Origin of the sequence: Halomonas kalidii (assembly GCF_030010475.1) — a bacterium.
Taxonomy (GTDB): domain Bacteria; phylum Pseudomonadota; class Gammaproteobacteria; order Pseudomonadales; family Halomonadaceae; genus Halomonas; species Halomonas heilongjiangensis.
This window is the reverse complement of the sequence record NZ_JASCQN010000051.1, coordinates 173,649-190,160: the sequence shown is the minus strand read 5'-3', so window position 1 is coordinate 190,160 and position 16,512 is coordinate 173,649. Positions and strand designations below refer to the sequence as shown.

Annotated in this window: 22 protein-coding genes; 10 read left to right on the top strand and 12 right to left on the bottom strand. The window is 65.7% G+C overall.

What is annotated here, in order from left to right; translation table 11 throughout:
• Positions 1-5: 5 nt before the first annotated feature.
• A complete protein-coding gene (locus QLQ85_RS17525; RefSeq protein WP_282740181.1) occupies positions 6-1,160 on the bottom strand; it encodes an MFS transporter in 1,155 nt (384 codons plus the stop codon).
• A gap of 67 nt (positions 1,161-1,227) precedes the next feature.
• Here QLQ85_RS17525 and QLQ85_RS17520 point away from each other — a divergent pair, with 67 nt between their 5' ends.
• A complete protein-coding gene (locus QLQ85_RS17520) occupies positions 1,228-1,749 on the top strand; it encodes an Lrp/AsnC family transcriptional regulator (RefSeq protein WP_282740180.1) in 522 nt (173 codons plus the stop codon).
• Here QLQ85_RS17520 and ada read toward each other — a convergent pair.
• Positions 1,713-2,816, bottom strand: coding sequence for a bifunctional DNA-binding transcriptional regulator/O6-methylguanine-DNA methyltransferase Ada (gene ada / locus QLQ85_RS17515; protein ID WP_282740179.1), 1,104 nt, complete (start codon positions 2,814-2,816; stop codon positions 1,713-1,715). The two genes, QLQ85_RS17520 and ada, sit on opposite strands and share 37 nt — an antisense overlap.
• Before the next feature lie 241 nt (positions 2,817-3,057).
• On the opposite strand from ada, the gene QLQ85_RS17510 reads away from it, so the two are divergent.
• Entirely contained in the window at positions 3,058-3,828 is a 771-nt protein-coding gene (locus tag QLQ85_RS17510; RefSeq protein ID WP_282740178.1) for an SDR family oxidoreductase, read from the top strand.
• 44 nt (positions 3,829-3,872) lie between these two features.
• Here QLQ85_RS17510 and QLQ85_RS17505 read toward each other — a convergent pair whose 3' ends face one another.
• The 3 genes from QLQ85_RS17505 to QLQ85_RS17495 all read right to left on the bottom strand — a co-directional run bounded on the left by QLQ85_RS17505 (position 3,873) and on the right by QLQ85_RS17495 (position 6,088).
• A complete protein-coding gene (locus tag QLQ85_RS17505) occupies positions 3,873-4,745 on the bottom strand; it encodes a DMT family transporter (protein WP_282740177.1) in 873 nt (290 codons plus the stop codon).
• A 102-nt stretch (positions 4,746-4,847) separates the two neighbouring features.
• Positions 4,848-5,024, bottom strand: a complete 177-nt coding sequence (locus tag QLQ85_RS17500) for a hypothetical protein (RefSeq protein WP_282740175.1) — start codon at positions 5,022-5,024, stop codon at positions 4,848-4,850.
• 167 nt (positions 5,025-5,191) lie between these two features.
• Positions 5,192-6,088, bottom strand: a complete 897-nt coding sequence (locus tag QLQ85_RS17495) for a LysR family transcriptional regulator (RefSeq protein WP_282740173.1) — start codon at positions 6,086-6,088, stop codon at positions 5,192-5,194.
• 124 nt (positions 6,089-6,212) lie between these two features.
• Here QLQ85_RS17495 and QLQ85_RS17490 point away from each other — a divergent pair, with 124 nt between their 5' ends.
• Positions 6,213-6,539 carry a rhodanese-like domain-containing protein gene (locus QLQ85_RS17490; RefSeq protein ID WP_282740172.1) on the top strand — a complete coding sequence of 109 codons (327 nt, stop codon included), beginning with the start codon at positions 6,213-6,215 and terminating at the stop codon, positions 6,537-6,539.
• A 151-nt stretch (positions 6,540-6,690) separates the two neighbouring features.
• Here the strand turns inward: QLQ85_RS17490 and QLQ85_RS17485 are convergent, their stop codons facing one another.
• On the bottom strand, positions 6,691-6,966 hold the full coding sequence (locus tag QLQ85_RS17485; RefSeq protein ID WP_282740171.1) for a YrhK family protein: 276 nt from the start codon (positions 6,964-6,966) through the stop codon (positions 6,691-6,693).
• A 321-nt stretch (positions 6,967-7,287) separates the two neighbouring features.
• On the opposite strand from QLQ85_RS17485, the gene QLQ85_RS17480 reads away from it, so the two are divergent.
• Both QLQ85_RS17480 and QLQ85_RS17475 read left to right on the top strand, forming a co-directional pair.
• On the top strand, positions 7,288-7,695 hold the full coding sequence (locus tag QLQ85_RS17480) for a VOC family protein (RefSeq protein WP_282740170.1): 408 nt from the start codon (positions 7,288-7,290) through the stop codon (positions 7,693-7,695).
• Between the two features lie 93 nt (positions 7,696-7,788).
• Positions 7,789-8,139, top strand: a complete 351-nt coding sequence (locus QLQ85_RS17475) for an antibiotic biosynthesis monooxygenase family protein (RefSeq protein WP_282740169.1) — start codon at positions 7,789-7,791, stop codon at positions 8,137-8,139.
• Positions 8,140-8,327: 188 nt separating this feature from the next.
• On the opposite strand, the gene QLQ85_RS17470 is transcribed toward QLQ85_RS17475, so the two are convergent.
• On the bottom strand, positions 8,328-9,035 hold the full coding sequence (locus tag QLQ85_RS17470) for a glutathione S-transferase family protein (RefSeq protein ID WP_282740168.1): 708 nt from the start codon (positions 9,033-9,035) through the stop codon (positions 8,328-8,330).
• Positions 9,036-9,139: 104 nt separating this feature from the next.
• Here QLQ85_RS17470 and QLQ85_RS17465 point away from each other — a divergent pair, with 104 nt between their 5' ends.
• Genes QLQ85_RS17465 through QLQ85_RS17455 form a run of 3 tightly spaced genes read left to right on the top strand, consistent with a single transcriptional unit; the run spans position 9,140 to position 10,904 of the window.
• Positions 9,140-10,093 (top strand): helix-turn-helix transcriptional regulator, encoded by a 954-nt coding sequence (locus QLQ85_RS17465; protein WP_282740167.1) that lies wholly within the window; start codon positions 9,140-9,142, stop codon positions 10,091-10,093.
• A gap of 34 nt (positions 10,094-10,127) precedes the next feature.
• The gene (locus QLQ85_RS17460) at positions 10,128-10,457 is read left to right on the top strand and encodes a hypothetical protein (RefSeq protein ID WP_282740166.1); all 330 of its coding nucleotides are present in this window, start codon (positions 10,128-10,130) and stop codon (positions 10,455-10,457) included.
• Between the two features lie 27 nt (positions 10,458-10,484).
• On the top strand, positions 10,485-10,904 hold the full coding sequence (locus QLQ85_RS17455) for a sigma-70 family RNA polymerase sigma factor family protein (RefSeq protein WP_282740165.1): 420 nt from the start codon (positions 10,485-10,487) through the stop codon (positions 10,902-10,904).
• Here QLQ85_RS17455 and gcvA read toward each other — a convergent pair.
• Positions 10,899-11,819, bottom strand: a complete 921-nt coding sequence (gcvA, locus tag QLQ85_RS17450) for a transcriptional regulator GcvA (protein ID WP_282740164.1) — start codon at positions 11,817-11,819, stop codon at positions 10,899-10,901. The two genes, QLQ85_RS17455 and gcvA, sit on opposite strands and share 6 nt — an antisense overlap.
• Before the next feature lie 141 nt (positions 11,820-11,960).
• Between gcvA and QLQ85_RS17445 the strand changes: the two genes are divergently transcribed.
• Together QLQ85_RS17445 and QLQ85_RS17440 are read left to right on the top strand one after the other, a co-directional pair.
• Positions 11,961-12,680: an FMN-dependent NADH-azoreductase gene (locus QLQ85_RS17445; RefSeq protein ID WP_282740163.1), complete on the top strand. Its 720-nt coding sequence runs from the start codon at positions 11,961-11,963 to the stop codon at positions 12,678-12,680.
• Positions 12,681-12,778: 98 nt separating this feature from the next.
• On the top strand, positions 12,779-13,225 hold the full coding sequence (locus tag QLQ85_RS17440; protein ID WP_282740162.1) for a GNAT family N-acetyltransferase: 447 nt from the start codon (positions 12,779-12,781) through the stop codon (positions 13,223-13,225).
• Between the two features lie 18 nt (positions 13,226-13,243).
• Here the strand turns inward: QLQ85_RS17440 and QLQ85_RS17435 are convergent, their stop codons facing one another.
• The 4 genes from QLQ85_RS17435 to QLQ85_RS17420 all read right to left on the bottom strand — a co-directional run bounded on the left by QLQ85_RS17435 (position 13,244) and on the right by QLQ85_RS17420 (position 16,482).
• Positions 13,244-14,014 carry a phosphodiesterase gene (locus QLQ85_RS17435; protein ID WP_282740161.1) on the bottom strand — a complete coding sequence of 257 codons (771 nt, stop codon included), beginning with the start codon at positions 14,012-14,014 and terminating at the stop codon, positions 13,244-13,246.
• Between the two features lie 5 nt (positions 14,015-14,019).
• Positions 14,020-14,769: an arsenical resistance protein ArsH gene (gene arsH / locus QLQ85_RS17430; RefSeq protein ID WP_282740160.1), complete on the bottom strand. Its 750-nt coding sequence runs from the start codon at positions 14,767-14,769 to the stop codon at positions 14,020-14,022.
• Positions 14,766-15,929: an MFS transporter gene (locus tag QLQ85_RS17425; RefSeq protein WP_282740159.1), complete on the bottom strand. Its 1,164-nt coding sequence runs from the start codon at positions 15,927-15,929 to the stop codon at positions 14,766-14,768. The genes arsH and QLQ85_RS17425 overlap by 4 nt, the downstream gene beginning before the upstream one ends.
• A gap of 130 nt (positions 15,930-16,059) precedes the next feature.
• Positions 16,060-16,482, bottom strand: a complete 423-nt coding sequence (locus QLQ85_RS17420; protein ID WP_282740158.1) for a PadR family transcriptional regulator — start codon at positions 16,480-16,482, stop codon at positions 16,060-16,062.
• Between the last annotated feature and the right edge of the window lie 30 nt (positions 16,483-16,512).

Genomic DNA, 16,512 nt, shown 5'->3' with positions numbered 1-16,512 from the left:
CGGCGCTACTCCAGCGCGGCCTGTTTCCTGCGCCACTGCCCCAGCGCCCAGCCCATGGCCGGCAGCACGAGCATCGCCGAGGCCCAGGCACAGACGGCAAAGCCGTAGTGCGTGAAGATCGGCCGGTAGAGCAGCGCCCCGGCGAAGACGCACAGATAGGTGATCGCGCTATAGAGGCCCATGATGGCACCGCGCTGCGCCGGGTCGAGTTCGCTGAGTTGCCGCATGAGCAGGTTCAGGCCCAGGTGATTGCCCACGCCCCAGGCCAGACAGAGCAGCAGCAATACCAGAGGGAGTGCCGCCGCCGTCATCAGTCCCAGATAGACGAGCATCAGGCCGGCGAAGGTCAAACACGCCACCGTGCTCATCTCGTGACGATCGATCCAGCGCCCCAGCGGCGCGGCAACGCCGAAGCCCAGGCCATAGACGGCAATCGCCAGCCCCGCGAAGGAAGCGGGCAGCTGCAGGACCTCGCCCAGATGCGGGCCGAGATAGGTATACAGGCCGTAGAAGGCCGTCATGAAGGCGGCGACGTTCAGCAGCACCGAGCGAATGCCGGGGATGCGCAGGGCTGTCAGTGAGGAACTCGACTTCTCACCCCCCATTCTCGTCCCCCAGCCCTCGCGCCGGGAGATTGCCAGGGCCAGGCCGACTCCTGCCATCGCCAGCACCGAGAAGACGGCGCGCCAGTGCAGCAGATCGGCCAACAGCGCCGACAGGCCGACTCCGACCACCAGGCTGAGGGTCCACCCCGTCAGTACGATGCCCAGCGTCTCGCTCTCACGCCCTTTCTCGGCGACCTGCGCCGTCAAGGTATAGATCGCCGGCAGCGCCACGCCCGCCGCGAGGCCCGCAAGCGCCTGAGCGATGATCAGGATCATCAGCGACGGCGCGCTTCCCGCCAACACCAACGACGCCGCCAACACCAACAGGGCTCGCACCAGCGCGCGCTCGGCCCCGATGCGGTCGGCCATCGAGGCCAGGAAGAGTGCACTGCCAGCCGTGGCCAAGCCGTAGAGGGCCGCGGCCGTCATCACATCGGCAGCGCTGCGACCCGGGAACGATGCCGCCACCGTAGCAGCGATGGGGCTCAGCGCCAGTGAGTTGGCGCCGATCACGGCAATGGCTGCGGTTAGTAAAAGAACACGAAGAGTAAGCACGGCTCGCTCCATATGAAATTCGACACTAACATTGAAGAAAGGAATGTCATTCGGAGCAATCGCAAGAATGCCGAACCCTGAAAAAACAGAAATCGTTCGGGACAAGAGCCAGGAGGCCCGCCCTCTGGATGCCTTCGACCGAAGAATATTAGGCGAGCTCGCCGCGGACGCCGGACTCAGCTACGCCGAGCTGGGCCATCGTGTCGGGCTCTCGGCGCCGGCCGTGCACGAACGGGTGAAACGGCTGCGGGCCTCGGGGCGCATCCGCGGCACGGTGGCGGTGCTCGACGGTCCCGCCACGGGCAAGCCCTTCCTGGCCTTCGTGCACGTCGACTCCACGGGTTGGGGCAAGACCAGGGAGCTACTGGCGCTCTCGGCGCTGCCCGAAGTCGAGGAGATCCACTCGGTGGCCGGCGACGCCTGCATGCTGCTCAAGGTGCGCTGCACCAGCAGCCGCGCACTGGAAGGCCTGCTCGCCCGGCTCTATGCCCTGCCGAGCGTCAAGGCCACGCGCAGCTATGTGGTGCTCTCCACCTACCTGGAGCGCACGCCTCAGGCAGGCATCACCGAGGCGTTGGAGGAGGAATAACGTTCGCGCTCGAGCAAGGCGCGCTTTCTCTCCACGCCCCAGCGATAGCCCGAGAGCGCCCCGTCGCTACGCACGACCCGGTGGCAGGGAATGGCAAGCGCAATGGTATTGGAAGCGCAGGCCCTGGCCACGGCGCGTACCGCCTTGGGAGAGCCGATCCGCTCCGCCAACTCTGCATAGCTGATCGTGGTGCCCACGGGAATCTCGGTCAGCGCATGCCAGACCCGCTGCTGAAAAGCGGTACCACGAATGTCCAGCGGCAGTGACAGCCCAACACCAGGCGCCTCGACGAAGCCCACCACCCGGGCCACCCAGGCGTCGAAATCCTTTCCCCCCGGGACCAGGTTGGCGTTCGCGAAGCGCTCCTGGAACTCCTGCAACAGCCGCTCCGGATCGCTCCCTAGGGAAATGGCACAAATGCCCTTTTCACTGGTCGCCACCAGTATCGTGCCCAACGAACATTCGCCCAGGGCGAAGCGGATCTCCATGCCCTTCCCTCCCGAACGGTAACGCTTCGGCGTCATGCCGAGCATGCGATTGGAACCGGCATAGAAGCGCCCGCTGGAATTGAAGCCCGCCTCATAGATCGCCTCGGTCACCGTCTCGCTGTCCAGCAGTTCGGCCCGCACCCGTTCGGCACGCCGTGCCACGGCGTAGGCCCTGGGCGTCAGCCCCGTGACCGACTTGAAGACACGATGGAAGTGGAAACGACTCAGCCCTGCGGCTTGTGCCAATTCGTCGAGCGAGGGGAGTTCGTCGGATGTCTCGATGAGACGGCAGGCCTTGGCGACGCTCTGGGCGTGCCGCTGGGTCAACGATGGCTCCTGGGGGCGACAGCGCTGGCACGGCCGGTAGCCGGCCCGCTCGGCTGCCGCCGCATCGGCATGGAACTCGGCATTTTCGCGCCGCGGCCGGCGCGATGCGCAGGTGGGACGACAATAGACCCCGGTAGTACGCACCGCATAGACGAAAGCGTCGTCCGCCGCGGCATCGCGGGCCAGTACCGCCGCCCATTTCGCCTCATCGGAATCGAAGGTGGCAAGTGAATCGGTGGATGTCTCGATCATGGCGGGCTCCCGCTGTGGATTCGGCGTTCTCCGTGAGTTCAGGATGAGCCCTGGGCCCGCCGGGCACACTCCGTCCCTTGCTTTCAAAGTGAGCCCGCCGCTTCGCAACATCTGCAGCATAGCACCATCGAGTCGCCAGGTTGTTTGACGGCAAGAAGCGGAGTGAGGGCTTAGCCGGACGCCGGCAGGGTAAGCATGGGGCCGCAAACGCCCCCCTTATCCACCCATGGAGAATACCGCTATGAACCGACTTACCGGCAAGATCGCCATCGTCACCGGGGCCAGCTCAGGAATCGGTCATGCCACCGCTCGTCTATTCGCCGGCGAAGGCGCCAACGTAATAGTGAGCGCCCGCCGTCAGGACGAATTGGATGCTCTGGTCGAAGCCATTGCACGCGACGGCGGCACTGCCGTCGCTGTAAGCGGAGACGTGTGCGACGAACGCTTGGCTCAGCGCCTGGTAGACACCGCACTCGAGCGCTTCGGTGGCCTCGATATCGCCTTCAACAACGCCGGGGCGACAGGTGCGATGGGGCCGGTGCCCGATATGGCACTGAGCGACTGGCACGAGACGCTCGACACCAATCTGACCAGTGCCTTCCTGGGCGCCAAGTACCAGATACCGGCGCTGCTGCAGCGCGGTGGCGGTAGCCTGCTGTTCACCTCGAGCTTCGTCGGCCATACGGTCGGCATGCCGGGCATGGCGGCCTACGGCGCAAGCAAGGCCGGCATCCTGGGCCTGGTGAAGTGCCTTGCCACCGAACTGGGACCCAACGGCATCCGCGCCAACGCGCTGCTGCCCGGCGGCACCGATACCCCGGCAAGCATCACCAATGCCCCCGATGCCGGGCCGGAAGTATTGGCTTTCGTCGAGAACCTGCACGCCCTCAAGCGCATGGCCACGCCGGAAGAGATCGCTCGAGCGGCGCTCTATCTGGCTTCCGACGATGCCAGCTTCATTACCGGCACGGCGATGCTGGTCGATGGCGGCGTCTCGATCAGCCGAACCTGAGCACTACCCGCCCCCGCCTCGGCATGCCGAGGCGGGGATAACGCCTAGTCGGATTCCGGCACCCCGGGCTGCCGGAACACCAGCACCAGCCCCAGCAGGATGGCCAGCATGCCCGCCAGGCTGAGCGCGGACAGCGCATTGCCCAGGAACAAGTAGTCCATCATGGCGGTGGCCGCGGGCACCAGATAGAACAGGCTGGTGACGTTGACCAGGTTCCCGGCCTGGATCAATCGATAAAGCAGCAGCTGCGCCACCACCGAGATGACCAAAGCCAGCCAGAGCAGCGGAACCAGAAACTCCCAGGTCGGCTCGAACACCACTGGCTGGGCCGCGGCAAAAGGCAGGCACAGCAGCAGGCTCGACACGTACTGCAGCGGCAGGATCTCAGCGGGCGACTGCCGGATGCGTTTCTGCATGATGGCGCCTGCCGTCATGCACCCCAGCGCGCCCAAGGCGAAGCCTACGCCTGCCAAGGAAAAGCGCACCAGGACGACGCTCTGATATACCACCAGTACCAACCCCATCAGCGCCACGCAGAGCCCCGCCATTCTCATCGGCGCGAAGCGTCGCTCCAGCAGCACCAGGGTAAGAATCGGCTGTATTCCCAGCAAGGTGGCCAATACCCCAGGCGTAATGCCTTGCTCCATGGCCAGGAAATAGCAGATCGCATAGGCACCGATCAGCAGCAGGCCGGTGCAGGCGACGCGCAGGCGCGTGCCGGGCGCGGGCAACCAGCGTCGTCGGTACAGCCCGATGGCCATCAGCACGGTCAGCGCCAGGGCGAAGCGCAGCACCAGGAAGGCGGAAGCGGAGGCGTGATCGAGCCCCCACTTGGTGAAGATCGCGCCGCTGCCCCACAGCAGCACGAAGAGCGCCGTGGAGCCGTAGACGGCCCAGGCAGTGTTGTGGAATGTCATGAGGAAAGTCACCTGTCGAGAGACGCACAGGCTCCAGCGGCCCTATCGGGCCAGCGCTGCGGAGAGGCAATCGACTGCTGGAGCCGCCTGGCGGGCTGGCGATCAGCCCAGGGCAGGCGCGGGCGGCGGGGAAACACCGGCCACGGCGATCCCCACCGGCGGCGAGACACCGACCGGCGGGGCAACAGATGACAGGGGGGGAGCAGTCGCGGCACGCACCACGGCGGCGACCGGCGTGGCCACCAGCGTGGAAAGAGGAGAGCGTGCAGAGGTGGTCATGAAGGGTTCCGCCTGGATGCGACTACGCATTAGAAAATAGCATGCCCAGCCGCGGCGTCAATCCACATCGCGTCGTGACGCCTGGCCAGGCAGCTGCCTACCCGGCAGCGGGGCTCGTTCCTCGGTTGCCACGCCGCCGCGGGCCTGGCGCTCGGCGAGTCCCTTGGTTAGCGGCCTTCCAGTTCGGCCTGCCGCTGCTTGACCGCCTCGACCGCTAAGGCCATGAAGGCGCGGATACGGGCACTGTGACGCAGGTCAGGATGGACCAGCAACCACAGGTCGGTCGCGACCTCCGGGCCGATCGCCAGCACGCACTCCAGCTCGCTCTCCTGGCGAGCCATGTAATGCGGCACCACGGCGAGCCCTACGCCGGCCCGAGCGGCCCCCAACGCCGCGACGACGCTGTTCGTGCGTAGCGCGAAGGCCTCCGGCGGCACCCGTTCGTCCAGCCATCGGCTGCTGGCGAGATGGCGGATCATCTCGTTGCCGCCGACGAAACGGTGTCCCTCCGGACACGCCGGATCCTCGAGCGCCGGACGTTCCCGCAAGTAGTCGCGCGCGCCGTACACCCCCCAGCGGATGGTGCCCAGCCGGCGTCCGATCAGGTTCTCCGGCGGCGCCTGCGTCGGGCGAATGGCGACATCCGCCTCGCGTCGGGCCAGGTCGAGAAAGGCACTGACGATCAGCAGCTCCAACTCGATGCCCGGGTAGCGCTCGACGAAGCCCTGGAACACAGGCGCGAGAAACGCATTGGCCAGGGTATCGGTGGTGGTGACGACGACCCGTCCCGACAGCCTCACGTCACGCCCCCCGAGCTCGCGCTCGATGGCCTGCGTCTCCTCCTCCACCCGTTCCGCGTGCTTGCGCAGCATCTCGCCCGCCGCCGTGGGCACATAGCCCTGCGGCAAGCGGTCGAACAGGCGCACCTCCAGGCCGGCCTCCAGCGCCTTGAGCCGCCGGAACACCGTCGAGTGGTTGACGCCAAGCGTGCGTGACGCCCCGGCCAGGCTGCCGGCGCGGGCGATCGCCAGGAAGAGGCGCAGATCGTCCCAATCGAAGTTCATGCCTTGCAACCCTGCAATGATCCTATGCAATTTTTGTCGATTTCATTGCTGATGCGCAAATCCTACGCTGATCGTCACGTTGCCGAGGCAACGGATTCACATCGCCGACACCCGGAGAACCAACATGAAGACGATCAACCGTGAAGAGCTTGCCGCCCGCCTCGAAGGCCGGGAGCACCCGATCCTGGTAGAAGCGCTGCCGGAGAAGTATTTCCGGCAGTGGCACCTGCCGAATGCCGTCAACATCAACCACGACCAGGTCAGGCAGCGGGCGCCTGAATTGTTGCCGAACAAGCACGCCGCGATCGTGGTGTACTGCGCCAGTGCGACCTGCCAGAACTCGGACATGGTGGCCAACCAGCTCGAGGCCATGGGCTATACCGACGTCGCCGTCTACAAGGGCGGCAAGGCGGAGTGGGAGGAGGCCCAGTTGCCCGTCGCCACCGCCTGACGAGCCTGTGCCCTCCGCTGGGGCCTGCCGTGCTTCGGTCCGGCGGGCCCCCTTCGTGGCGGCCTGGGCCCCATCCCCGCGACATGTCGCATCCCACCCGCGGCGCCGGTGTTCTCGGCACCGGACGGGGAGACCGGAAGCGTGATGTCCCTCAACTCTCCCAATGACTCGGCGGTACTCGCTGGAGGTGGAGGTGGCTGGCCAGGCGAATGGTGGGACGAATCAGGAACTGGAAACTGCCGATGATGAACAACCATACGGCGGTCCTTTCCATGCTGGGATAGAGAAACAGAATGCTGCCGGCCAGAAACCAGATGGCAATCAGAAAATCGTTGACGATGCTGAGCGTCTCGTAGCGACGCCGGATCACCAGCTCCTCCCGCCCGAGATGCAGGGTGAGCGGGCTATCGATTCGAGTATCGGGCACGCGGGTATCTCCTCCGCCGGGGTGCTTGAGCAGGCCATCATATTACGCTTTGTCTGAAAACTGCCTGCGCTCGGTCATACGGCGTTAAAAATCGGCTCAAAGTACTCATTTACACCGCGTAAACTCCGTCTTTTCGCCGATTTTTGCCTTGTCTGACCATCGCTCGACGACTTTTCGGACAAAGCTTAGACAATACCCTTTTTCTCTTGGCCCTCGCGCCTCGGATCCTCCACCCTTGACTCGTGCCCCGGCAAGTGCTTACTCACTTGCCACCATGAACGGCATACGAATCTTGTCTGACCAGCGAAAAGGAACGTCGCCATGGAGTTTCTCGTCAATCTCGATGTGGACGATCTCGAGCGCGCCATCGATTTCTACGTCACCGCCTTCGGGCTCGAGGTCGGCCGCCGGCTCGGCGACGACGGCGTCGAGCTGATCGGAGGCCCGGCGCCGCTCTACCTGTTGGCCAAGTGTGCCGACACCCCGGCCTGGAAGAACGCCGACCAGCACCGCCATTACGGCCGGCACTGGACGCCGGTGCACCTGGATGTGGTGGTCGAGGATATCGATGCCGCAGTGGCGCGGGCCATCGCGGCCGGTGCCGCCCAGGAGCAACCCACCGTCACGGACAACTGGGGCAAGCTCGCGCTGATGGCCGACCCCTTCGGCCACGGCTTCTGCTTCGTGCAGTTTCTGAACCGGGGCTACGATGAAATCGCGACCGCTTGATCACTCTTCCGGTGAGGCAATCGCCAGCCCGAATCCATGGGCCGAGGCGTGCGCGGCCCGCCCCACACCACATGAAAATCGGGAGATTCCCCCATGATCGCCGTGATCTTCGAAGTCATCCCCAAGCCCGGTCGCCGCAACCAGTACCTCGACATCGCCGCCAGCCTGCGCCCGCTACTCGATGGGATCGATGGCTTCATCTCCATCGAGCGCTTCGAGAGCCTGACCCAGCCGGGCAAGATCCTCTCGCTCTCCTTCTGGCGCGATGAGGACGCCGTGACCCAGTGGCGCCAGCTCGAGCGGCACCGCACCGCCCAGACCCAGGGCCGCGAGGTGGTGTTCGACGACTACCGGCTGCGCGTGGCCACGGTAATGCGCGACTACGGCATGCACGAACGCGAACAGGCGCCTGTAGACAGCCGCGAGCGACACGACCCCGAGTGACAGGCATCCCGCCCCGGTAAGCCCTTACTTACCGGGTAGCCACAACCATTCCTAAAGCAGGCGAAGTCGGCCTATCTGCCAAGGGTGCCCTCAGTGCTGTACGTGATGGGGCAACCGATGAAGTCGCCGGGGCATCGCCCGATCCTAGCGTGCCCGGCGACACTCGACTGCCTCAGCGCGTGCCAGGCCTAGGCGGCCAGGCGCGGCTCGAGCTCCTGCAGGGTGACATGCCCCTTGAAGTGCCCCCGCCCCGTCGGCCAATCGCCGCGTTCGATGGCCTCCGCGAAGTGTACCGCCGGGTCGTCCTGCAGCTTGCGCACATGGCGGGCCAGGTGCGGATACCCCTCCTCCAGATCAAACAATCGGTGGTAGCGGACCCAGCGGATCAGCCCTGCCAGATAGGCATCGGCCAGGCTGCGCCGCTCGCCCAGCAGCCACTCTCGCTCGGCGAGCAGGCCGTCGAGATGGGCGCAGCCCTGCTCCACGGCCTCCCGCCCCAGCTGGCGCAACAGCTCCTGCTGCACACCGCCGAGCCCCTGCTTCTCGTAGAGGGTCCAGAGTGGGCCGAAGGCCGCGAAGAAGTCGGTGTTGAGGTAGGCCAGCATCTCGCTCAGGCGGTCGAACTCGCGACTGCCCTGCACGACGCCCAGCCCGGCGGCCCGACCGCGGGCCGCCAGATGCTGCAGGATCGCCTGACTCTCGGTCAGCGCCTCGCCGTCTTCCAGCAGCAGAGCCGGGGTCAGGAACAGTGGATTCACCTTGGCATAGAGCGGATCCCACAGCTGCTCCAGCATCTCGATGCGGCACAGGCGGTAGGGCTGGCCCAGCCACTCGAGCGCCACGAGCGAGCCGAACGAACAGCCGTGAGGGACGCCATAGAAGAGTACGGGTTCCATCGGATTCTCCTTGAAGTCGGGTCGGGCCAAGGCGGTCGTGCCCTGGCCGTAGCAACAAGGTAGTGGCTGAATAGGACAGAATCCGCCCTATTGGATCCACCAAAATGGCCAACCCCACCTCCCGCGTGCTGGCCCTGCTGGAACTGCTGCAGACCCACCGCCACTTGAGCGGCGGCGATCTGGCGAACCGGCTGGGCGTGGACCGCCGCACCCTGCGGCGCTATATCCACACCCTGGAGGAGCTCGGCATCCCCGTGACCACAGAGCGCGGGCGGCACGGCGGCTATCGACTGATGCCCGATTTCAAGCTGCCGCCGATGATGTTCACCGGCGAGGAGGCGCTGGCCGTTTCGCTGGGGCTGCTGGCCGCCCAGGGGCTGAGGGTGACAGAGGCGAGCCCGGCGGCGGAGAGTGCCCGGGCCAAGCTGGAGCGGGTAATGCCCGCCGACCTGAAGCAGCGAGCGCAGGCACTGCGCGAGAGCACGCGGCTGGAGCTGCCCCCGGCCAGGGCCCCGAGCGACGAGCGCCTGCTCGGGCTGCTCGCCACCGCCACCCAAGTACGCCAGCGGGTGCGTCTCGACTACCGGGACGACCGCGACCGATCCACCCGGCGGGTGCTCAACCCCTATGGCCTGGTCTATCGCGGCGGGCGCTGGTACGTCAGCGGCTGGTGCCACCTGAGACGCGACCTGCGCAGCTTTCGCCTCGACCGCATCGGCGAGGCCGTGCCCCTCGATGCCACCTTCGACCGGCCGGCGGACTTCGACCCGGCCGAGCACCTGACCCGCAGCATCGCCAGCCTGCCCCGCGCCATCGCCGTGGAGCTGCGGCTGCATACCGACCTGGCCACGGCCGCCGCCGAACTGGGCCGCAACATCGGCATGCTCTCCCCCGTGGAGGGCGGTGTGGCACTGCACGCCCGCACCGACAGTCTCGCCTGGTTCGCCCGCCAGTTGGCCCGCCTGCCGTTCGACTTCGAGGTCATCCAGCCCGCCGCACTGCGCGATGAACTACGACGGCAGGCAGCACGGCTGCTGACGCTGGCCGAGAAGGCCTGAGGGCCGGATCGACATATGCAGGAGATCGGCAGACATGCCGCTCATGTCACGAATCCGTTGCCTGAATCGTCATCACAGTGACGGCCTTACGGCCTTCACTATCAGCGTTTCAGGAGCCACACATGAACCAGAGCACTCTCTTCATCACCCACAAGGCACTGCCCGGCAAGCGCGACGAGGTACGGCGCGCCTGGGGACCCACCTGCTCCCCAGCATCGAGCCGCGCCAGTCCTTCATGCAAGGGCCGGCATATGATGCCTATATCGCCGCGGTATCGCCCCTGCTTGCCCATCCGCCCGAGATTCATGCCGCCACGGTGGCCTGGGCCAAGGGCATGACAGCCCCGGAAACCGAGACAGCGTGATGCCATCCGCCGGCCTGCCGCAAGCTCGTGTCCCGGGCGCGCGCCAACCTGCAGGCGGCCGAGGAGCGACACGCCCCGCCGCGCGAACGCCAGCAAGCGCTGCTGGAAGCGTTCCGGCTCGCCATCACCGAGGGTGCCACGGCGCGGCTTGCCGCCCTGCTGTCGGCCGAGATTCGCCTCAGCGCCGACGGCGGCGGCAAGGTACCCACCCTGCTCGAGCCGCTGCACGGCCAGGGGGAAGTGCTTGCCTTCCTGGCGAACCGGCTTCGCCAGTACTGGGCCGACTACCGATGGCGCGAAGCCGACATCAACGGTGGTCGTGGCATCGTCCTCTATCAACAGGACAACGTCGCGGCCGTGGTCACCTTCGGCTTCGACCCTACGGGCCGGGTCACGGACATCTTCATCGTGCGCAATCCCGACAAGCTGGCAAGGCTGACGTTATGAATCGCGCTCGATAATGGAACGGCAGGCATTCTCTCTCGACAGGGAGTCCAACAGTCCCATGATCCAGCCACGCACGGCGGCGATGGCCGGCTCCTCGAGTCGCTCGGGTGGGTAGACGAGCTGGAAGGGAGCAGCTTCTATCTCGGGACCGAACGGCTGAACCAGGCGTCCCTGGCGTAGCTCCTCCTCGATCAGGTACCGGCTCATCAGGGCCACGCCCTGGCCATCCAATGCGGCAGCGATGCCGTGGGTCTCGTCGGAGAACAACAATCTGGCGCTGACGTCGAGCCCCGGCACCTGGACCTGGCGCTGCCAGGCCGCCCAGTCCACCGGCGTGGGCGAAGAGAAGTGGAGCAGCGTATGACGCACCAGCTCGGCGGGCTCACGCAGCGCCAGTGAGGGGCTGCAGACGGGTACGAAGACGTTGTCGAACAGCTTCTCGGCGACCAGCCCGGGCCAGGGGCCCTCGCCATAGCGAATCGCCATATCGGCGACGACGCCATCCAGAGCAACCGCTTCGTGAGATACCTGAATACTCAGGTCGATCTGCGGGTGCGCATCGCGCAGCAGGCAAACCCAAGGCAGCAGCCAGCGTGCGGCGACGGCCGGCGTGGTGGAGAGCGTTACCGCCTGCCGCGCCGGCGGCCGGCGCAGCTTGGCCACCGTCTCGTCGATCGCATCGAAGGAGTCGCTCAGCACCGTGAGCAGCGCCTGACCCTGCGCCGTCAACAACAGCTGGCGCGGCCGGCGCACGAACAGGGCGACACCCAGGCTTTCCTCGAGTTGGCGGACCTGGTGGCTGATCGCCGTCGGCGTCACCGAGAGTTCCTCGGCAGCCCGCTTGGCACTGCGGTGTCGCGCCGCGGCCTCGAAGGCGCGCAGGGAGGAAAGGGAGGGCAATCGGCGCGGCATCATGGATGAGTTTTATTTTCTCTTATTGAAAAAGAATCATCGTTTGTCGCCCTGTAAGACCACAGGCTTATATGAAGCAAGCCGTCAAGCAAGGCTGAAACCAACTCATTCAAATGATCCTACACCCAGTAAAGGAGAAAGCCCATGACCCGCCTACTCCACCTCGATGCCAGCCCGCGCCCCGGACGCGCCGGCAGCCAGGTCCACGGTTCGCATACACGCCATCTGACCCACCACTTCGTGTCCCGCTGGCGCACTTTGGAACCGGATGTCGAAATCGTTTATCGCGATATCGGCGCCAACCCGCCTCAGTTGACCAGCGTCGAGTGGATCGAGGCTGAATTCACACCCGCTGAGCACAAGACGGAGTCAATGCAAGCAGTGCTTGCCGAGAGCAATGCCCTGGTCGACGAGGTCGAACGAGCCGACATCCTGGTGCTCGGCGTGCCCATGTACAACTTCGGCCCGCCGGCCGCCTTCAAGGCCTGGATCGACAATATCGTCCGCATCGGCCGTACTGTAGATTTCGACATGCAGCAGGGTGCCCACCCCTTCGTTCCGCTGGAACACTATGTGCCGCTGCTGGCCGACCGTCCGCGTCATGCAGTGCTGCTTTCCTCACGGGGTGGATTCGGCTTCGATCAACAGGACCCTCTGGCCGCCTTCAACCACCTGGAACCGAGCGTGCGCACTGCCCTGCAGTTCATCGGCATCGGCGCCTTCCACGACATCGCCATCGAGCACCAGGAAGAAGGTGGCGAGGCGCTGGCGGCATCGACCGAAAGCGCCCTGACGCGTATCGATCAGTTGGTCGAGCGTCTGCACAGCGAAATCGCAGCGCAGCATTTACCGCAGCCGGCCTGACAAGTTCTCGTCGAGATGGCCAAACACCGGGGCGCATGACGCCCCGGCCTCCTTTCTGTAGCCTCGACCGGGTAGCGCTTCGTCGTAAGGACACCGACATGCTGATCAAACGCGTACCCAGCACCGATGCACCTCTCGATCTCCTGCTGGAAGCAGACCCGTCGGTAGAGACGATCCGAGGCTATCTCGAGAATTCGAGCTGCTATGTCGCGACAATCGGGAATGAAACGGTCGGGGCTTATGTCATCCAGCCCATGGGAGACGGCGCTCATGAGCTGATGAACATCGCCGTCGCCCCGGCGCATCAGCGCAAGGGGATCGGCGTGAAATTACTTAACCACGCCATTACCATGGCGCGAGAGGTGGGAGCGCAGCGCCTCGAGCTGAGCACCGGCACCTTCGGTTACCAGCTCGCCTTCTACCAGCGCGCGGGATTCCGGGTCATCGCCGTGGAGCGGGATCATTTCCTGACCCACTACGACGCGCCGATCTACGAGAATGGCATTCAGCACAAGGACAGGTTGCGGCTGGCCCTCGAGTACTGAGGCGGGAAACCGCCTCCATCAGCGGTCGATGGGAGTATCCACGTAATTCACGATCAGCCTGCCATCGTCGAACAGCAGTACCCCATACCCTGGAGATTCCTCGCCACGTGTCAGGCGACTCGCCCGCATATCGAAAGCAAACTGCGTATTGGTGCTCTTCAGAGTCGCAAAGGGGTGGCCGCTCCATCGGCCGGATACGTTCCGGTGCACATGACCGCAGAAGAGATGCGTGGGCGCGCGCCGAGATTGCAGCAGCGCCCTCAACCCGTCGCTCTCCAGCAATCTGAGCTTGTCGAGTGCAGGCACGCCGATTTCCATCGGCGGGTGGTGCAGGAAAAGCAACACAGGACGCTCCGATGCTTCCTTCAGCTGCGCCGCCAGCCAGTCGAGCCGAAAGGAGCAGAGTTCACCATGGTGTCCCTGTGCTGCCTGGGTATCGAGATAGATCAGGCGCGTCTCACCGATATCGTCGCTTCCCTGAAGAAAGTCTCCGACTACAGAGATATCGGGAAACGCCTCGTGCAGTGCAGCGCGATCATCATGGTTGCCAACCAACAGCCGGTAAGGCATGGGTAGCCGTTCCAACTCCTCACGAAGCAATGCATATGCGCCTGGATTGTTCATGTGAACGAGATCGCCAGTGAGCACCAGTAGCTCCGCATCCGTATGCTCGCGGCGTATTTCGTCGAGGCAGAGCCTGAATCGCTGCCAGGCTTCGGTAGGAGCCTGCGACGTTGTCCAGTCGGGCTCGACGAGGTGAGGGTCCGTCAACCAGAGTACCTTGTGCATCGGCTCTACTCCGTCGTTTGCGCAACCGCTGCCTTGTCCGTTACCGGATCGGCCTGGGCGCCGGCCGCCTCGCGGCGCTCCGAGTAGCGGTCCACCAGCGCCTCATTATGGGGGCGCAGCAGCAGGGTGAAGCGCACCAACTCCTCCATCACGTCGACGATGCGGTCGTAGAGCGGCGAGGGGCGCATGCGGCCGGCCTCGTCGAACTCCTGGTACGCCTTGGGCACGCTGGACTGGTTGGGGATGGTGAACATGCGCATCCAGCGCCCCAGCAGGCGCAGGGTGTTCACCGCATTGAACGACTGCGAGCCGCCGCTGACCTGCATCACCGCCAGGGTACGCCCCTGGGTGGGCCGAACCGCCCCCATGCTCAGCGGCAGATGGTCGATCTGCGTTTTCATCACGCCGGTGATCTGGCCGTGTCGCTCGGGGCTGCACCACACCTGCCCCTCCGACCAGATGGCGAGCTCGCGCAGCTCGCGCACGGCGGGATGGTCGTCGCCCGCGACCTGGTCGGGCAGCGGCAGGTCGGAAGGGTCGAAGATCCTCGTGTCGGCGCCGAAATGACGCAGCAGCCGTGCCGCCTCCTCCACCGCCAGGCGCGAAAAGGAGCGTTCTCGCAGCGAACCGTAGAGCAGCAGGATCCGCGGCGGATGGCCGAGCGGGTCGGGCAGGCCCTGGCCTGGCCACTGCCGAGTGAAGCGCGCGTCGAGCGCCGGGAGATGGTCGGGGTCGGACAGTGTGCGAAGCCTCATATCGCCTCCTTCATGGCGTGGGTTTGCAAAGAGAGCAGCGCCACCAGGGCCGCCAGCCCCAGGGCGGAGGAAAACAGCAGCGCCTGGGTGCCGAAGCCCTCGATCAGCAGCGCGAAGGCCAGCGGCGCCAGCGCCTGACCAAAGCGTGCCGGCACCATCAGTACGCCCTGGCGCAGGCCATAACCATGGGGGCCGAAGATCGCCAGCGGCAGCGTCCCCTTGGCGATGGTCAGGATGCCGTTGCCGGCGCCATGCAACAGCACGAAGACGAACGCCAGCGGCGCCCCCAGCGTCATCACGCCGAGTGCCCCGAGCGGGTGGGCAACCACCGCCAGCTTTGCCGAGAGCAGTGGATGAAAGCGCTGCAGCAGCGAGAACTCGAGCAGACGCGCCGCCACCTGGGCCGGCCCCACCAGCGCGGCGGCGGCTATGGCGGCAGCCGGAGACAGGCCCGCGATCTGCAACAGCCAGGGCAGGTGCGCCGCCATGCCGGTGCTGATGAACCAGGTGACGGCGAAGACGAAGGCCAGCAGTGCCATGGGCAGCCAGGTCGACTCCGCGTCGTCGGATGTCACCTCGGCCTGGGGAGCGGGCGGCTGAATGCCGACAGGAATCAACAGGCGGTTGAGTGGCAGACCCAGCAACAGGTGCACCGCTGCCCAGGTAAAGCAGGCGTTCTGCCAGCCGAACTCGGCATCGAGCCAGCCGGTGATCGGCCAGCACACGGTGCTGGCGAATCCCGCCAGCAGGGTAATCCCGGTAATCGGGCCGCGCGCCTCGCGACCGTAGAGCCCGGCCAGGGTCGAGAAGGCCGATTCGTACAGCCCCATGCCCATGCCGATGCCGATCACCAGCCACCCCACCCACAGCATCATGGGCCCGGCGGCCAGCCCCAGCATCACCAGCCCCAGGGCGAACACCAGGCTGGAAACCGTCAGCACGTCTCGCCCGCCGCAGCGATCGATGCGCCGCCCCACCGCCGGCCCCAGCAACGCCGACACCACCAGCGCCGAGGAGAACGCCGCGAATACCGTGCCGGTGGACAGGCCAAGATCCCGCGCCATGGGCACGGCGAGTATCGCCGGCAAGTAGTAGGTCGAGCCCCAGGCCAGGGTCTGGGTGGTGCCCAGCACCGCGACGATGCGGGGTCGGAGCGTCATGTGCACCTCCCCATGGCCGCCGGGCTTGCCAGGACATCCACTCGCAAGGCATCCATCATCAAGGCATCGATCATCGAGGTATTAGGACCTGAAAAGAGCACTGAAAAGACACCCGGACACCACCTGATCATCACGTCTCCTCGCTCTCGGGGTCGGTCGACGCGGCGTCGGCCATCGCGCGGCTGGCCACGATGCACTCGGTGGCCTCCAGCCAGGCATCCACCGCCACCCGGAAGGCATGGCGGCCCTTGTCCGTCAGCGCGTAGACCTTGCGCGACCGGCCCTGGACGACCTGGGTATCGGAAGAGAGATAGCCCCCCGCCTCGAACTCGTTGAGCACCGGGTAGACCGTGCCCTCCGAGGGACTGCAGCACCCGTTGGTGGTCCGCTCCACCGCCTGCACCACTTCGTAGCCGTGCATCGGCTGGCGGTGCAGCACGCTGAGCACGAAGAACTTCGACAGCGACATCTTGATGGTGCCGCGCCAATACGAGGGGTCGCTGTAGTCCGGGACCTTGCGGCCGCCGGCGGGTGTCGGTCTGGGGGTAGTCATGGGTCGAAGCCTATACCTCGATGATCGAGG

Excerpts from the sequence above, each read along its gene's own strand:
- QLQ85_RS17510 (WP_282740178.1), top strand. The coding sequence starts at position 3,058 with ATGAACCGACTTACCGGCAAGATCGCCATCGTCACCGGGGCCAGCTCA.
- QLQ85_RS17520 (WP_282740180.1), top strand. The coding sequence starts at position 1,228 with ATGCCGAACCCTGAAAAAACAGAAATCGTTCGGGACAAGAGCCAGGAG.
- QLQ85_RS17470 (WP_282740168.1), bottom strand. The coding sequence starts at position 9,035 with ATGGAACCCGTACTCTTCTATGGCGTCCCTCACGGCTGTTCGTTCGGC.
- QLQ85_RS17505 (WP_282740177.1), bottom strand. The coding sequence starts at position 4,745 with ATGACATTCCACAACACTGCCTGGGCCGTCTACGGCTCCACGGCGCTC.
- QLQ85_RS17490 (WP_282740172.1), top strand. The coding sequence starts at position 6,213 with ATGAAGACGATCAACCGTGAAGAGCTTGCCGCCCGCCTCGAAGGCCGG.
- QLQ85_RS17460 (WP_282740166.1), top strand. The coding sequence starts at position 10,128 with ATGCCGCTCATGTCACGAATCCGTTGCCTGAATCGTCATCACAGTGAC.
- gcvA (WP_282740164.1), bottom strand. The coding sequence starts at position 11,819 with ATGATGCCGCGCCGATTGCCCTCCCTTTCCTCCCTGCGCGCCTTCGAG.
- QLQ85_RS17445 (WP_282740163.1), top strand. The coding sequence starts at position 11,961 with ATGACCCGCCTACTCCACCTCGATGCCAGCCCGCGCCCCGGACGCGCC.
- QLQ85_RS17495 (WP_282740173.1), bottom strand. The coding sequence starts at position 6,088 with ATGAACTTCGATTGGGACGATCTGCGCCTCTTCCTGGCGATCGCCCGC.
- arsH (WP_282740160.1), bottom strand. The coding sequence starts at position 14,769 with ATGAGGCTTCGCACACTGTCCGACCCCGACCATCTCCCGGCGCTCGAC.
- QLQ85_RS17480 (WP_282740170.1), top strand. The coding sequence starts at position 7,288 with ATGGAGTTTCTCGTCAATCTCGATGTGGACGATCTCGAGCGCGCCATC.
- QLQ85_RS17475 (WP_282740169.1), top strand. The coding sequence starts at position 7,789 with ATGATCGCCGTGATCTTCGAAGTCATCCCCAAGCCCGGTCGCCGCAAC.
- QLQ85_RS17435 (WP_282740161.1), bottom strand. The coding sequence starts at position 14,014 with ATGCACAAGGTACTCTGGTTGACGGACCCTCACCTCGTCGAGCCCGAC.
- QLQ85_RS17440 (WP_282740162.1), top strand. The coding sequence starts at position 12,779 with ATGCTGATCAAACGCGTACCCAGCACCGATGCACCTCTCGATCTCCTG.
- QLQ85_RS17420 (WP_282740158.1), bottom strand. The coding sequence starts at position 16,482 with ATGACTACCCCCAGACCGACACCCGCCGGCGGCCGCAAGGTCCCGGAC.
- QLQ85_RS17465 (WP_282740167.1), top strand. The coding sequence starts at position 9,140 with ATGGCCAACCCCACCTCCCGCGTGCTGGCCCTGCTGGAACTGCTGCAG.
- QLQ85_RS17500 (WP_282740175.1), bottom strand. The coding sequence starts at position 5,024 with ATGACCACCTCTGCACGCTCTCCTCTTTCCACGCTGGTGGCCACGCCG.
- QLQ85_RS17425 (WP_282740159.1), bottom strand. The coding sequence starts at position 15,929 with ATGACGCTCCGACCCCGCATCGTCGCGGTGCTGGGCACCACCCAGACC.
- ada (WP_282740179.1), bottom strand. The coding sequence starts at position 2,816 with ATGATCGAGACATCCACCGATTCACTTGCCACCTTCGATTCCGATGAG.